The sequence below is a fragment of the Prevotella sp. Rep29 genome, from assembly GCF_019551475.1.
Classification (GTDB): domain Bacteria; phylum Bacteroidota; class Bacteroidia; order Bacteroidales; family Bacteroidaceae; genus Prevotella.
On the sequence record NZ_CP047159.1, the window covers coordinates 449,898 to 464,288 of the forward strand.

The window sequence follows — 14,391 nt, forward strand, 5'->3', positions numbered from 1 at the left end:
TAGGTGTTACTTGATTTGTTTCAATGCCATCTTGACCACCTGTTCGACAGGTATTCCGGGATGTTGTTTGAGAATCTCCGTGACGACCTTTGCCGATGGTGCGGGTGAGAATCCGAGCATGGAGAGTGCTCCCACTGCCTCGTCCTTCACGGTCATCTGGTCTTGCGAGAGGGTTGCCGCATCTCTTTCCGCAGCCGGTGCAGCCTCGATGCCCAGGCTGGTAATCTTGTCGCGCAGGTCAACGATGATGCGCTGCGCGGTTTTCAGTCCGATGCCCTTCACGCCCTTGAGCAGCCGCTCGTCGCCTCCTGAGATGGCGCTGCAGAGTTCCTCCGGCGTGAGTGATGAAAGTATCATTCGTGCCGTGTTGGCACCTACTCCCGAAACGGTAATCAGCAAGCGATAGAGCTCGCGTTCACGTTGCTCGGCAAAGCCGTAGAGTGTGAACGAGTCGTCGCGTCCGCCGGTGATGAGTGCCTCGTGCACAAACAGTTTCACGTCTTTCTTGTTCTGAATCGCAGTGAATGTGTTGAGCGAGATGTTCAGCGCATATCCCACACCGTGCGCTTCCACCACAGCCAGTGCCGGGGTGAGGTCGGTCAGTTCGCCTTTGATGTATTCAATCATATCTGTAAAAATGAATCCGCACTTCGGCGGCGTTTAATAATTTAATTATTAAGTAAACGCTTTTTCTGCCGTGTTATTGTATCAATGCCATTTTTTGTTCATCACCGCCGACGCTTAAAATGGTCGGGGAATAAAAAAAGTTGTTTATTTTTTTGCATTGTTCAAAAAAGTAATTATATTTGCAAAAACAATTACTAATCTTTGATTATTATCATTAAATTTAAATCAATATGTTAGATTTCAACAATCTCGAAGTTGCCTTTTCTTCAAAGTCTAAGAAAGAACTTCACAATGCTTACTTTCTTTTCAAAACCATCAAGAGCCCCAAAATGGTTAAATTCCTCAAATGGGCGTCCAATATCGCACTGAAACTGAAGGTGCCTATCGGGTGGGTTGTCAAACCGACTTTGTACAAGCAGTTCGTAGGAGGAGAAACCTTGAGTGACTGCAATAAAATCATCGACCACCTGAAGAAATATAATGTCAAAGCTACACTCGACTTCTCTGCGGAAGGCGAACAGACACCCGAAGGAATTCAGGCTACGTTTGAAGAAACACTGGCATCCATTGATTTTGCCAAAGGAAACCCCAATCTGGCATACGCAGTGTTCAAGCCGTCAACCATCACAACCGACGAGATTCTCGCCAAAGCCTCTGAACATCCCGAGCAGCTCACGCCGGAGGAGAAAAAACTGTTCGACGAATATCGGGAGCGTTTTGCAGCACTGTGCAAAAGAGCCTATGACAACGACGTGCGACTGATTGTCGATGCAGAAGACTATTGCTTCCAGGACGCTATCGACGCACAGACCGATGAGATGATGAGACTCTACAACAAGAAGCGCGCCATCATCTTCGCCACCTTGCAGATGTATCGCCACGACAGAATGCCATATCTGGAGAAAATCTATGCCGACGCTCAGGAAAAAGGATACATCGCGGGTGTCAAATTCGTCAGAGGAGCATACATGGAAGAGGAAAGAGCTCGTGCAGCACGACTGGGATATCCCGATCCTATCTGCAAGGACAAAGCTGCCACCGATGCCAACTATGATGCCGGTGTCAAGTATGTGATGGACCATATAGACCGCTTCGAAATGTTCATGGGAACACACAACGAGGAGAGCAACTACCTGCTGGCAAAACTCATAGAAGAGAAGGGACTGGAGCACAACGATCCACGTATCTACTTCGCACAGCTGCTCGGAATGAGCGACAACATCTCGTTCAACCTCGCAAATCAAGGTTACAACGTCACCAAATACGTTCCCTACGCGAAGGTGAAGGACGTCATTCCTTACCTCATCCGAAGAGCAGAGGAAAACACCTCAGTGGCAGGGCAGACCGGACGTGAACTGAATATGCTGTCCGCAGAAATGGAACGGCGTAGAAAGCAAAAGTAACCGCATCCAAAGACGATATTTGTAATTGTTACTGGCTGGAAAACTTCCATGGGGACACGCTTTGGGTAACGCTCCGTGGAAGTTATCAGCCAGTAAATATTTTGTTTTTAATGCAAATTCACTGAAATTGGTGACCAAATTCAGTGAATTTGATGAGTAAATTCAGTGAATTTGGTTTCCGAAAGTTCAACTTTGGATGGTTGTGCAAATCCTGACTTCTTCCATTTGGGGGAGACTTATAAGCGGTCGGGCAGTTGCTGATAGATTTTCAGGTTGAAATCTTTGGCTGTGGCATAGGTGTATTCCATGATTTCAGCTACCGTATGCTCGAAGACCACCCATTCCTTGTTGCGGATGAAGAAGTAGAGCTCGACGGGCATTCCCGTGCTGGTAGCCTCGAGCTGTCGCACCATCAGGGTCATGTCCGCGTTCACGTCTTCGCGGCTGGCAAGGTATTTTTCCATGTATTGGCGGAAGAGCGTCATGTTGATGTCCCCTTCCTTTATTTCTTCCGGTTTGAAGTATTTCTTTTCAATCAGTTGCTGGCGCTGTTCGTCGGTGATGGGCGACAGGCTCCGGAAGTCGAAGAATATCTTGCGTTTCGCGCGTCTTCCGTCGCTCTCCTGCATGCCTATCCAGTTTTGGAAGGAGTCATCGACGAGCGTTTTTGGGGAGACGGTGACGATGGTATTGTCGAAGTTGCGTATCTTGACGGTGGTGAGTGTCATTTCCTCCACGGTGCCGTCGGCTCCGGCTTTTTCCACCGTAATCCAGTCGCCTTTGTGCAGCATCTCGTTGCTGGTGAGGCGGATACCTGCGACAAGTCCTTCAATGGTGTCTTTGAACACGAGCATGAGGATGGCTGAGGTGGCTCCCAGACCGGCGATGAGCGTTGCCGGACTCTTGTTGATGATGATGGAAACGACGGCGATGGTAGCCAGAAACATCAGGATGATTTTCAGTACGCCGCAGAACGAGTGGAAGTATTGCTGCATCGATGAGCGCCGCTCGTCTTCCAGTTTCTTGAAAGAATCGATGAACACGACGATGGTGCGCACGGTCATGATGGTGATGTAGATGGCGGTCAGTCGTGCCAGCACTTCGCGAACGACGGGATACTGGTAGAACACCATGGGCAACAGCTGCCATACGACGATGGCGGGCACGATGTTGCAGGCGGAGATGAGCACTTTTCTGTTGAAGAGCACCTGTGCCCATTTCACCTCTATCTTGTTGGTGATTTTGAGGATGAGCGGCACAATCAGTTTTCTGCAGAAAAGGGCTGCGAGCCATGCGAGGATGACGGCGATGATGACGAGCAGGATGTGACGCACGACGGGGACGGCATTGCCCGTAAGTCCCGACAGTTCAAGTATTTGTTCAACGAAGATTTTTATATTTTCCATATAGCTGGTTGGTTGGTTACTTGTTTAAGGTTCGCACATGGTGGCACACACGCGGTCTTGGAAATTCCTGCCCTTACTGGCGGCAGTGAGTCCGTTGTTCATGATTGAGAAGCAGAGCAGATGGCCGTTGGCTGCCGTGCAATAGCCGGCGAGACAGCTGACACCGGTCACCGTTCCCGTCTTTGCGTGGACATTGCCGGCTGCCGGTGTGCCCTGCATCCGTTTCTTGAGCGTCCCGTCCTCGCTGGCAATCGGCATGGAGGGGTAGAGGTGGTCGTAGATGTGGCGGTTCTCGTATGCGTATTTGAGGAATTTCATTTCGAGTTCGGGCGTGACGTAGTTGTAGAGCGACAGCCCGCTCCCGTCGGCGATGCGGTAGTCGTCGGTCTTGAGCCCGAGTTTAGTGATGAGTTTTTTCACGACCCCGGCAGCACTCTTGGCATTGGCGGGATGGGCTCCAGTGGTGGCACCCATCTGGTAGAACATGGCTTCGGCGTAGAGGTTGTCACTGTTTTTCATCATCGGGAGCAGGATTTGGTCCATCGTGTGGCTGCGAACGCAGATTTCCTGCACGTTCCTGGGTGCCCTCCCCTCCTCGGTAAATCCCACTATGTGAACACCTTCGCGGATGAGTTCGCGGCGGAATCGCCCGATGACGTCGTCCTTCTTGTTGATTTGCAGCGGCGACATCAGTGGGTTGCTGTCATCATCGTCCCAACACCAGCCTTCGCCCATCGGTTTGTCATCTTTCATCGACTTGTCGGCGATGAGCTTTCCGGTGATGGTGTCGATGCCCATCTCTTTTATCCGTTGCACGAATGCACTGAGGTCTTCATTGCTGAATTGCGGGTCGAATCCTCCGATAAGATAGAGATTGCCGTCGAGTGTCCTGTTGTCAAGTTTGCCTGTGTATGCCAGTTTCGTTTTGAAGAGGTGTGAGCCTCCAAGTCGGTCGAGCGCCGCCACGGCAGTAATCATCTTCATGGTCGATGCCGGTCGCATGAGTTGCCGCTCGTTGTGGCTGAAGATGATGGAGTCGGCAGTGAGGTCATAGACCATGATGCCGGCAAGCGACACCTCGAGCAGTTTGTCTTCGAGCAGTTTGTTGAGCTTCGTCTGCAGGTTTTGCGGCCATTCGGGCACGATGGAGTCAACAACGGCAGAGTCTTGTCGTGCAGACAGTTCGTTGTCGCGAACGTCCTGTGCCGATGTGGTGAGCGTGAGCGACAGGCAGAGGAGTAACAGGAAAAAGATGCTATGTCGTTTCATGCTGTCGCTTTTTAAGTTCTTCCAGAAAGAGGGTTTCGTTGTCGGGCTGTATGGGTAGCAGCTTCCCGTTGCCATACTCCACAAGCAGGTATTTGCTGAATCCGAAGAGTACCCGGTGGGGAGTGACGCGTATGATTTTCTCAGTGGCAATCGTCTTTCTCCGGCTTCCCCGTCCGCTGTCGATAGCGAGTTTTCCGTCTTCCGTGAGTGTGTACGTCGTATGCAGAAGACGTTCAATGGAGATGGCTGCCAGCAAGAGCAGGATGATGCCGAAAAGGATGTTCCATCCCGTGCGCTGCCAGAAGAAATAGAAGCTTAGGAGCGCCAGTATGGCGATATAAAGAACAGAGGCGATGCCTATCTGTCGGCGAAATAATTTATTCATGTTTTGTTTGTTTTCGAGTACAAAGTTACAAAAAAGGAATGAGAAACAAAGAATAATCACTCAAGAAATACGGATTTTGTGCGGTTTGCAAAAAGTCATTCAACCCCAATCGGGCATTAGAACGCAGTCAGATATTTTTGCGGTTATGTTCTGCTCTTCGTGTCATAGCGTTGTTTGCTTCGGCATCTGCCTTCAGCCTTCCTCTCACCGTAGCCCGCTACGCTTTCGAGAAAGGTTGAAGCCATCTGCACAAAGCAAACAACACGCTGAACACAAAGTCTAATGACCGATTTGGGTTAAAAAGATGAGATTGTTGATGTTTTTTTTGGTTGTTAGATGAAATAATGATAATTTTGCAGATTGAAAGGAAAAGACTAAAAAACAAAGATAAAATCATGGCAAATCTAAAGAAAATTGTAGAATGTGTTCCTAATTTCAGTGAGGGACGCAACATGGCGGTAATCAAGCAGATTACTGACGAGATTGAGAAAGTAAAAGGTATCAAACTTCTGGATGTTGACCCGGGAGAGGCTACCAATCGCACGGTCGTCACTTTCGTCGGTGAGCCCGAGAATGTGGTGGAGGCGGCTTTCCGTGCAGTATGTAAAGCTGGACAGTTGATAGATATGCGTCAGCATACCGGTGCCCATCCCCGTATGGGAGCCACCGATGTGTGTCCGCTCATCCCCGTGGCAGGCATCACGCTCGAAGAGTGTGCCGAACTGGCACGCAAGTTGGCAGAACGCATCGCCAACGAGTTGAACATTCCGTGCTATTGCTACGAGGCTGCGGCGTTGAAGCCAGAGCGTCAGAACCTGGCTGTTTGTCGCGAAGGAGAGTATGAAGCGCTTGCCGACAAACTCGGAACGCCAGGTAAAGAGCCCGATTTCGGTGCCCGTGCTTTCGATGAAGGTGTGGCACGTACAGGCTGTACGGCTGTTGGCGCCCGCGACTTCCTGATTGCTGTCAACTACAATCTCAACACCACTTCTACACGTCGTGCCAATGCGATTGCTTTCGACGTTCGCGAGAAAGGTCGTCCGCAACGTGAGGGCGGTTCGCCCGTTGGCAAGCCGATGAAAGACGAGAACGGCAACACCATCATGATTCCCGGAACGCTGAAGTCAACGAAAGCGATTGGTTGGTTCATTGACGAGTATGGCATCGCCCAGGTATCGATGAACATTACCAATATCAATGTGACGCCGCTCCACGTGGCGTTCGACGAGGTATGTCGCTGTGCACAGAATCGTGGCATTCGCGTGACGGGAACGGAAATCGTCGGTCTGATACCGAAACGCACGCTCATCGAAGCCGGAAAATATTTCTTGGAGAAGCAGAATCGCTCGGTGGGTATTCCGGAAGAGGATATCATCAACATCGCCATCCACTCGATGGGGCTTGACGACCTGAAACCGTTCAATCCGCGCGAGAAAGTAATCGAATTCTTGCTGGAAGATGAGAACAAGACAGCGAAACTGGTGGACCTCACCGTGAAGGGATTTGCTGAAGAGACGTCGCGCGAGAGCCCTGCTCCCGGTGGCGGCACGATTTCCGCTTACATGGGTGCACTGGGCGCTGCACTGGGAACGATGGTCGCTAACCTGTCGAGCCACAAGGCAGGATGGGACGCTCGTTGGAACGAATTCAGCCAGTGGGCAGACAAAGGTCAGGAGCTGATGACGGAGTTGCTGCACCTCGTAGATGAAGACACGGAGGCCTTCAACCGCATCATGGCAGCCTTTGGAATGCCGAAGAAGACCGATGAGGAGAAGGAGGCGCGCTCGGCAGCCATTCAGGAGGCTACGCTCTACGCCACGGAAGTGCCCCTGCAGACGATGAAGGCATCGTATAAGGCATTTGACATCTGCCGCGCGATGGCTGAAGAGGGCAATCCGAACAGCGTGAGTGATGCCGGAGTAGGTGCGTTGGCAGCACGTGCGGCTGTTCTGGGCGCTGGTCTGAACGTGAAGATCAATGCCGGTTCGCTCAAGGATAAGGCTACCGCCGACAAACTGATTGGCGAGGCTAACGAACTGATAGTTAAGGCTAACGAGGCAGAGAAGGAAATCATTGCGATTGTGGAAAGCAAGTTGATTTGACGATTTTACCAATTCACGATTGACGATTTCACAATATAAAAATAAGAATTGTATATGACAAACGAGGATTTTAAGAGAGAGATTATGCTCGGAATACCCGCAGAGTTGCCCGAGCCGAAAGCATACGATACGAACATCAACCATGCGCCGAAGCGCAAAGAGATATTGAACGAGGACGAGAAGCGGCTGGCGCTGCGCAATGCACTGCGTTATTTCCCGAAGCATCTGCATGCGCAGTTGGCGCCCGAGTTTGCCGAGGAGTTGAAGACTTACGGCAGAATCTACATGTACCGCTATCGCCCGAGCTATGAGATGTATGCGCGTCCGATTGAGGATTACCCGCACAAGAGTCGTCAGGCGGCAGCCATCATGATGATGATTCAGAACAATCTGGACCCCCGCGTGGCGCAACATCCACACGAGTTGATTACCTACGGAGGCAATGGTGCGGTGTTCCAGAACTGGGCGCAGTATCGGTTGGCGATGAAATACCTCAGCGAAATGACCGACGAGCAGACGCTGGTGATGTATAGCGGTCACCCGTTCGGACTGTTCCCCTCGCACAAGAATGCACCGCGCGTGGTGGTGACGAACGGCATGGTGATACCGAACTATTCGAAGCCCGACGACTGGGAGCGCATGAACGCACTGGGCGTGAGCCAGTATGGTCAGATGACGGCAGGTTCATACATGTATATCGGTCCGCAGGGTATCGTTCACGGTACGACCATCACGGTGCTGAACGCTGCGCGCAAGGTGGGCGGCGACAATATGAAACTCTTTGTGACGGCAGGTCTTGGCGGCATGAGCGGTGCTCAGCCGAAGGCGGGAAACATTGCCAAGGTGGTCAGCATCACTGCTGAAATCAATCCGAAGGCGGCGGAGAAGCGCTACGAGCAAGGCTGGGTTGACGAGCTGCACTACGACCTGAACGAGCTGATTCCCGCAGTGCGCAAGGCGATTGATGAGCGTCGCGTGGTGTCGATGGCATACGTCGGCAACGTGGTGGACCTCTGGGAGAAGCTTGCCGAGGAGCAGATGACCGTCGATTTGGGCAGCGACCAGACGTCACTGCACAACCCGTGGGCAGGCGGATATTATCCCGTCGGCTACACGCTGGAAGAGAGCAACCGCATGATGGCGGAAGAACCCGAGCGCTTCAAGGAGGCTGTGCAGGCTTCGTTGCGCCGCCAGGTGGCTGCCATCAACAAGCTGACGGCGCGCGGCATGTACTTCTTCGACTACGGAAACGCGTTCCTGCTCGAATCGAGCCGCGCCGGAGCCGACATCATGAAGGACGGCAAGTTCCGCTATCCGTCATACGTGCAAGATATTATGGGTCCGATGTTCTTCGACTATGGCTTCGGACCGTTCCGCTGGGTGTGCACGTCGTGCGACCCGACCGACCTCGAAACGACCGACCGTCTGGCTGCCGAGGTGCTCGAGGAAATCCGGAAAGATGCTCCGGCAGACATCTGCGGGCAGATGGACGACAATATTCACTGGATTAAGGAGGCTGGACGGAACAAGCTCGTAGTCGGTTCTCAGGCACGCATCCTGTATGCCGACGCCGAAGGGCGTGCAAAGATTGCCCTTGCATTCAACGATGCCATCAAGCGCGGCGAGCTGAAGGCACCCGTCGTGCTGGGACGCGACCACCACGACGTGAGCGGTACTGACTCGCCCTTCCGTGAGACGTCGAACATCTACGACGGCTCGCAGTTCTGCGCCGACATGGCTGTGCAGAACGTCATCGGCGACTCCTTCCGCGGCGCGACGTGGGTGAGCATCCACAACGGCGGCGGTGTAGGCTGGGGCGAAGTCATCAACGGCGGCTTCGGAATGGTCATCGACGGTTCGGAAGACAGCGAGCGCCACATCCGCGAGATGCTCTTCTGGGACGTGAACAACGGCATCACGCGCCGCGCATGGGCACGCAACAGCGGTTCCATTGACGCCATCAAGCGCGAGATGGCGCGCACGCCGGGCTTCACGGCGACGCTGCCCGAGCTGGTTGACGACGCCATCATCGACGGCATCCGCTTCTGATAGCCACGCGCTGAAATACTCCGGGCAATGCGCTACGTTGCCCTCTGCGCCCCGCTGTGTTACCCGCAGCGGGGCGCTGCGTTTATCGGTGCGCTCCGCTGTATTCAACGCAGCGCATAGCTCCCCTACACATTATTATATATAGGGGGAAAAAACGTCAGGCTTTCGTTTGGAGAATCCAAGTGAAAGCCTTATCTTTGCAACTAAATTAGAAAAACAATAAAAGGAAAAATCACATGAAAACACATCAAATCAGTGCCGAACATCTGTCGATTGAACGCATCGGAGAAATCATCAACGAAGGCTACAAACTTGAGCTTGGCAGCGACGCACGCCAGCGCATCACGCATTGCCGTGAATATCTCGATCGCAAGATTGCCGAGTCGGAAGTGCCCATCTATGGTGTGACGACGGGTTTCGGCTCGCTCTGCAAAATCTCTATCAGCGAAGACCAATTGTCGCAACTGCAAATCAACCTTATGATGTCTCACGCCTGCGGCATCGGTGAGCGAGTGAGCAACGAGATTGTCAAAATCATGCTATTGCTCAAAATCCAGTCTCTCAGCTACGGCTATTCCGGTTCAAAACTCGACACGGTAGAGCGACTCATCGACTTCTTCAACAACGATATCTATCCCATCGTCTATCGTCAGGGTTCCGTAGGCGCATCCGGCGACCTCGTTCCGCTGGCACACCTCTGTCTGCCCTTGTGCGGACTGGGCGACGTAGAGTATCAAGGGAAGTGCATGAGCGGTGCTGAAGTAACGAAGATGATGGGGTGGGAACCCATTCGCCTCGCTTCGAAAGAAGGACTGGCGCTGCTCAACGGAACGCAAAATATGAGCGCACACGCCGTCTGGGCACTCATCAAGGCAAAACGCCTCATCGACTGGGGAGACAGCATCGCTGCCATGTCGCTCGAAGCATACGACGGACGCATCGAACCGTTCACGCTCGCCGTGCATACCGTTCGTCCGCACAAAGGACAGATTGACACAGCCAACCGCATGCGCGAACTGCTCGAGGGAAGCCAACTCATCAAGCAGCCCAAAGTCAACGTGCAAGACCCATACTCATTCCGCTGCATCCCGCAAGTGCACGGAACGGTGAAAGACACCTACGACTACGTCAAGTCGGTGATTGATACCGAAATCAATTCGGCAACCGACAATCCGACCGTGTGTCCCGATGAAGACCTCATCATCTCAGCCGGCAACTTCCACGGCGAACCCATCGCACTGCCAATGGACTTCCTCTGCATCGCAATGAACGAACTGGGAAGCATCAGCGAACGCCGGACATACAAGCTCGTATCGGGCACCCGCGATCTGCCCAGCTTCCTCGTAGCCAAGCCTGGCGTGAACAGCGGATTCATGATACCGCAATATACCGCAGCAGCCATCGCCAGCCAGAGCAAGACACTGTGCATGCCGGCATCGGCTGACACCATTCCGACCTCGCAGGGACAGGAAGACCACGTGTCGATGGGAGCCAATGCTGCTACAAAACTCGTGCAGGTTATCGACAACACCGAGCGCATCCTTGCTATCGAACTCTTCAACGCCGCACAGGCACTCGAGTTCAGACGGCCGCTGAAGTCGTCGCCCGTCATCGAAAAGCTGCATGCCGACTATCGACAAGTAGTGCCGTTCATCGACGACGACCAAATCATGTACCCGCACATCGCTGTATCGGTGAAATTCCTGCAGGAGCACTAAGAGGGAAACGTCATAGAAACGAATTGAAAGGGAAGCGGACTCAAAAACTCCGCTTCCCTTTTTTCGTTGTGGACTGTGCTGAGTGAATTCTTGCCATTCCATTTTGCGGACAGTTCTTCTCAGCTTCGCGCACAGTTCATCGGAGCTGTACACACAAAAACTCCCTTGTCTCGCGACAGGGGAGTCCTAAAAAATAAAAATACTCAAATAAAAAAGTGGAAAAAACGAAAATGTCCATGCTTCACAGCACGAAACAAATCCTAGTAATAAATAAAAAAATTCATTCTTCAATTCCCCCCATCTTATGCAAGATAGAAAAGAATTTGTGCAAATGTAAAGATATTTCTTTTAATAGCCAAATTTTTTGGAAAAAAAATGATGAATTACCTTTATTTTTCTTGTTTACAATGTTTCAAACTGGAAAGAAAGCAGTCCGTTTGCTGTGAAAATGACATTTTGGAAGGATGAAACAGCAGGTGTCCTGATGAGTTTGGAAGTCGCGTTTTTGTGCTCGGAGCATATATGCATTGTTTCCTGAGTGCGACGGTGTTGATTAAAACAGTACGACGGCTTTGTGCATGCAGCACAAAGCCGTCGTATTCGGATGGGCTGAACTGTTTGTTGTTTTTTTATTTTACGAGAACAACAAGGTATTTGCTTGTGCTCCAGAATTGTTGTGGATTATTGATTCTCAGGATATATTGTCCGCTGGCATCCTGTGTGAGCGAATAGCTTGCTGAGGGGTGAGCGGTCAGCAGTTTGGCTGATTTCGAGTAGAGTTTGATTTCCTTGTCCACCCGTATGTCTATTTTCGTGAAATAGTTTTTGTTGAAATTGCTTTTCAATACGTCGCCTTTGACGAGTATGTTCTGTTCTCTCAGCTCGTTTTTCGTTCCGAACACATACCATGCCGTGTGGAGTTCTTTATCCTGAGTGTTGATGGTTTGCGTCTTCTGGTGGCTTTCTGTTTTCAGGTTCTCCACGTTGGTGTTCAGATTGTTGATAGTCTCGTCAAGCTCGGAGATGTGTATATCTTTCTTGTCGAGTTCTGCCCGCAGTTGCTGGAGTTGTTTGTCTTTTTCCTCCAGTTGTTTCACCATTCCTTCGAGTGAGCGCTTCAGTTCATCACTCTTGAAACTGCTTTCGCGCAGTTGTTGACGCATCTTGTTGATCAGTTCGCGGTTTTGTTGCATGCGCGATTGGATAAAGGCGATGTTTTCCTTTATCTGGACCGCTTTGTTTGCACCTTCGCCGTCTTTAGCGAGGCTCACTCTGTCTTCCGCTTCGTTGATCTGGCGGAATCCTTCCTGGATGTCGTTCAGCGTAGCCATCATGTCGTTGATTTCATTATCGCGTTGTGCAATAATCTTTTGCAACGAGTCTGTCTGTAACTGTTGTGCGAGGTCTTGTGCCTTTTTCTCTTCTTTACAACCGGCAATCATTAGAATGCCAACCATGATAAATAGCAAGTTCTTCATAATTCTTTATATTTTTGAGTTTTATCTTTCTTTTGTTGAGGCAGACCGCCAACGACGATGACTATTTCGCCGCGTGGTGGGGTCTGTGTGAAGTGCCCAATCAGTTCTGCGAGTGTCCCTCTGACGTGCTGCTCGTGTATTTTGGAAATCTCTCGAGCCACACTTGCCTGGCGTTCTTCTCCGAAGATTTCTGCCAGTTGTTGCAGTGTCTTCAGCGTGCGGTGGGGCGATTCGTAGAAAATCATGGTCCTCGTTTCTTCCTTTAAACTGGCAAGTCTTGTTGCTCTCCCTTTCTTTTGTGGCAGGAATCCTTCGAAACAGAAACGTTCGCAAGGCAGTCCTGACGAGACAAGCGCCGGAACGAATGCCGTGGCTCCGGGAAGCGTCTGCACCTCAATGCCTGCTGCGATGGCTTCGCGTACGAGGAAAAATCCAGGGTCGCTGATGCCCGGCGTGCCGGCGTCACTGATGAGTGCGACGGTCTGACCGCCTTTCAGTCGCTCGACGATTCCTGCTGCAGTGCCATGCTCGTTGAACTTGTGGTGTGACATCAGTCGGTTCTGAATGTCGAAGTGCTTGAGCAGGACTCCCGACGTGCGGGTGTCTTCCGCCAAGATAAGGTCTGCTTCGCGTAAGATGCGCACCGCACGGAGCGTCATGTCTTCCATGTTGCCCACAGGGGTCGGTATGAGATACAAGATACCCATAATCGGGGCAAAGATAATGAAAATTTCGATTAAATGAGTAAAATGGGAAAATATTTTCCTTTTTCGGATATGAGAAATTGCTTTGAACCCGAGCGTAGAATGTTTTATTCCCGCATGATAGCCGCCCCTTATCGAGGGACTCTAAATATACAGAGATGCTTCTTCTCTTATTAAATAAGGTGATGTGATAATCCGAATCACCAAAGGATGGCGATGGAAGTTTTGCTGGATAAAAAAGTTTCTTGAAAATTTGGAGATATGCGCCGAACTCCGTACCTTTGCAGTCGCAACTGACAAAACCGTGTGTGGAGAATGCCGCCGCAGGAGCTGATGTTGCAGGTATCGGGATTTAGCGCAGTTGGTAGCGCACACGTCTGGGGGGCGCGAGGTCGCTGGTTCGAGTCCAGTAATCCCGACAGAAAGAAAATCCAAATCACTGATTATCAGTAGTTTGGATTTCTTTTATGCTCTAAATTGGCGTGCTTTTGGCGTGCTAGTTATTGTTTTGGCGTTCCTTGACTCCTGATTTTGCAGTTTGCAATCTCGGAGTTTGCAGATAGAGGCTTTAGTATTTGGGGATTCTATATTCTCTGAGATTGAGCCAGACCATTAAGCCTATTGAACAAACAAAGAACAAAAACACTAATAATGGAAACCACAGTCTCTCCCATAACACATCCCATAGGCATCTGTTGAATGCAGCATATATGGCATAGCCTACACTGATAATTGCCATTATAATCATTGCCCAGAAGTTCCACCAAGAAAGATAGATACCCTTGTTGTTAAGCACCTTCTTTAATTCCTCAGTCTTCTTGTCACATGTTCCAGTGAGTGATTTCATCGAAGATACGGTTTGCTTGTCTATGTCCTCTTTTACTTTCTGTCCTGCCTCTCCTACTGTCGTGGCAACATGTTTGTTGATTGTTATAGGAAGGGCAGACAACAGATTCTTGTCATCTTCAGAAAGACTTACTTTTATATCCTTGCAGCCTTCCAGACGTTTCACAAGCCTTTCCATAGTCTCTAAAATCTTAGCGTTCTGCTCTTGCTGTCTGTCAAAATTCCGTTGTATCTGTAGGATTTTCTCCAGATAGTCAGCACTAAACGTTGATTCTCCCCCGATAGGAGCTGGCACGTTCTCATTTTGAGATGTACCAGCTACAGTCATATTCTCCTTTTCTTCCCGCCCCTCCACATTGTCGAACAGGCTTTCTGCATCTTTATATTTTTTCATTACATTATAT

At 50.7% G+C, this 14,391-nt stretch carries 11 protein-coding genes and 1 tRNA gene; 5 read left to right on the plus strand and 7 right to left on the minus strand.

Annotated features, from left to right (window positions below):
* Nucleotides 1-6: 6 nt before the first annotated feature.
* Nucleotides 7-627 (minus strand): Holliday junction branch migration protein RuvA, encoded by a 621-nt coding sequence (gene ruvA, locus GRF55_RS01860; protein ID WP_220368870.1) that lies wholly within the window; start codon nt 625-627, stop codon nt 7-9.
* A 230-nt stretch (nt 628-857) separates the two neighbouring features.
* Here ruvA and GRF55_RS01865 point away from each other — a divergent pair, with 230 nt between their 5' ends.
* Nucleotides 858-2,030 carry a proline dehydrogenase family protein gene (locus GRF55_RS01865; protein WP_220368871.1) on the plus strand — a complete coding sequence of 391 codons (1,173 nt, stop codon included), beginning with the start codon at nt 858-860 and terminating at the stop codon, nt 2,028-2,030.
* 236 nt (nt 2,031-2,266) lie between these two features.
* On the opposite strand, the gene GRF55_RS01870 is transcribed toward GRF55_RS01865, so the two are convergent.
* Genes GRF55_RS01870 through GRF55_RS01880 form a run of 3 tightly spaced genes read right to left on the minus strand, consistent with a single transcriptional unit; the run spans nt 2,267 to nt 5,090 of the window.
* A complete protein-coding gene (locus GRF55_RS01870; protein ID WP_220368872.1) occupies nt 2,267-3,436 on the minus strand; it encodes a mechanosensitive ion channel family protein in 1,170 nt (389 codons plus the stop codon).
* A gap of 24 nt (nt 3,437-3,460) precedes the next feature.
* Nucleotides 3,461-4,705: a D-alanyl-D-alanine carboxypeptidase/D-alanyl-D-alanine-endopeptidase gene (dacB, locus tag GRF55_RS01875; RefSeq protein ID WP_220368873.1), complete on the minus strand. Its 1,245-nt coding sequence runs from the start codon at nt 4,703-4,705 to the stop codon at nt 3,461-3,463.
* Nucleotides 4,692-5,090, minus strand: a complete 399-nt coding sequence (locus GRF55_RS01880) for a PH domain-containing protein (RefSeq protein ID WP_220368874.1) — start codon at nt 5,088-5,090, stop codon at nt 4,692-4,694. The genes dacB and GRF55_RS01880 overlap by 14 nt, the downstream gene beginning before the upstream one ends.
* Before the next feature lie 395 nt (nt 5,091-5,485).
* Here GRF55_RS01880 and ftcD point away from each other — a divergent pair, with 395 nt between their 5' ends.
* The 3 genes from ftcD (at nt 5,486) to hutH (ending at nt 10,959) form a co-directional block, all read left to right on the plus strand.
* Entirely contained in the window at nt 5,486-7,192 is a 1,707-nt protein-coding gene (gene ftcD / locus GRF55_RS01885) for a glutamate formimidoyltransferase (RefSeq protein ID WP_220368875.1), read from the plus strand.
* 54 nt (nt 7,193-7,246) lie between these two features.
* Nucleotides 7,247-9,241 carry a urocanate hydratase gene (locus GRF55_RS01890; protein WP_220368876.1) on the plus strand — a complete coding sequence of 665 codons (1,995 nt, stop codon included), beginning with the start codon at nt 7,247-7,249 and terminating at the stop codon, nt 9,239-9,241.
* Nucleotides 9,242-9,477: 236 nt separating this feature from the next.
* Nucleotides 9,478-10,959 carry a histidine ammonia-lyase gene (gene hutH, locus GRF55_RS01895; RefSeq protein ID WP_220368877.1) on the plus strand — a complete coding sequence of 494 codons (1,482 nt, stop codon included), beginning with the start codon at nt 9,478-9,480 and terminating at the stop codon, nt 10,957-10,959.
* Between the two features lie 629 nt (nt 10,960-11,588).
* On the opposite strand, the gene GRF55_RS01900 is transcribed toward hutH, so the two are convergent.
* A complete protein-coding gene (locus GRF55_RS01900) occupies nt 11,589-12,437 on the minus strand; it encodes a hypothetical protein (RefSeq protein ID WP_220368878.1) in 849 nt (282 codons plus the stop codon).
* Nucleotides 12,434-13,144, minus strand: a complete 711-nt coding sequence (gene rsmI / locus GRF55_RS01905; RefSeq protein WP_220368879.1) for a 16S rRNA (cytidine(1402)-2'-O)-methyltransferase — start codon at nt 13,142-13,144, stop codon at nt 12,434-12,436. The genes GRF55_RS01900 and rsmI overlap by 4 nt, the downstream gene beginning before the upstream one ends.
* A 343-nt stretch (nt 13,145-13,487) precedes the next feature.
* Here rsmI and GRF55_RS01910 point away from each other — a divergent pair.
* Nucleotides 13,488-13,560 (plus strand) — tRNA-Pro (locus GRF55_RS01910).
* Between the two features lie 149 nt (nt 13,561-13,709).
* On the opposite strand, the gene GRF55_RS01915 is transcribed toward GRF55_RS01910, so the two are convergent.
* Nucleotides 13,710-14,381 carry a hypothetical protein gene (locus GRF55_RS01915; protein WP_220368880.1) on the minus strand — a complete coding sequence of 224 codons (672 nt, stop codon included), beginning with the start codon at nt 14,379-14,381 and terminating at the stop codon, nt 13,710-13,712.
* Between the last annotated feature and the right edge of the window lie 10 nt (nt 14,382-14,391).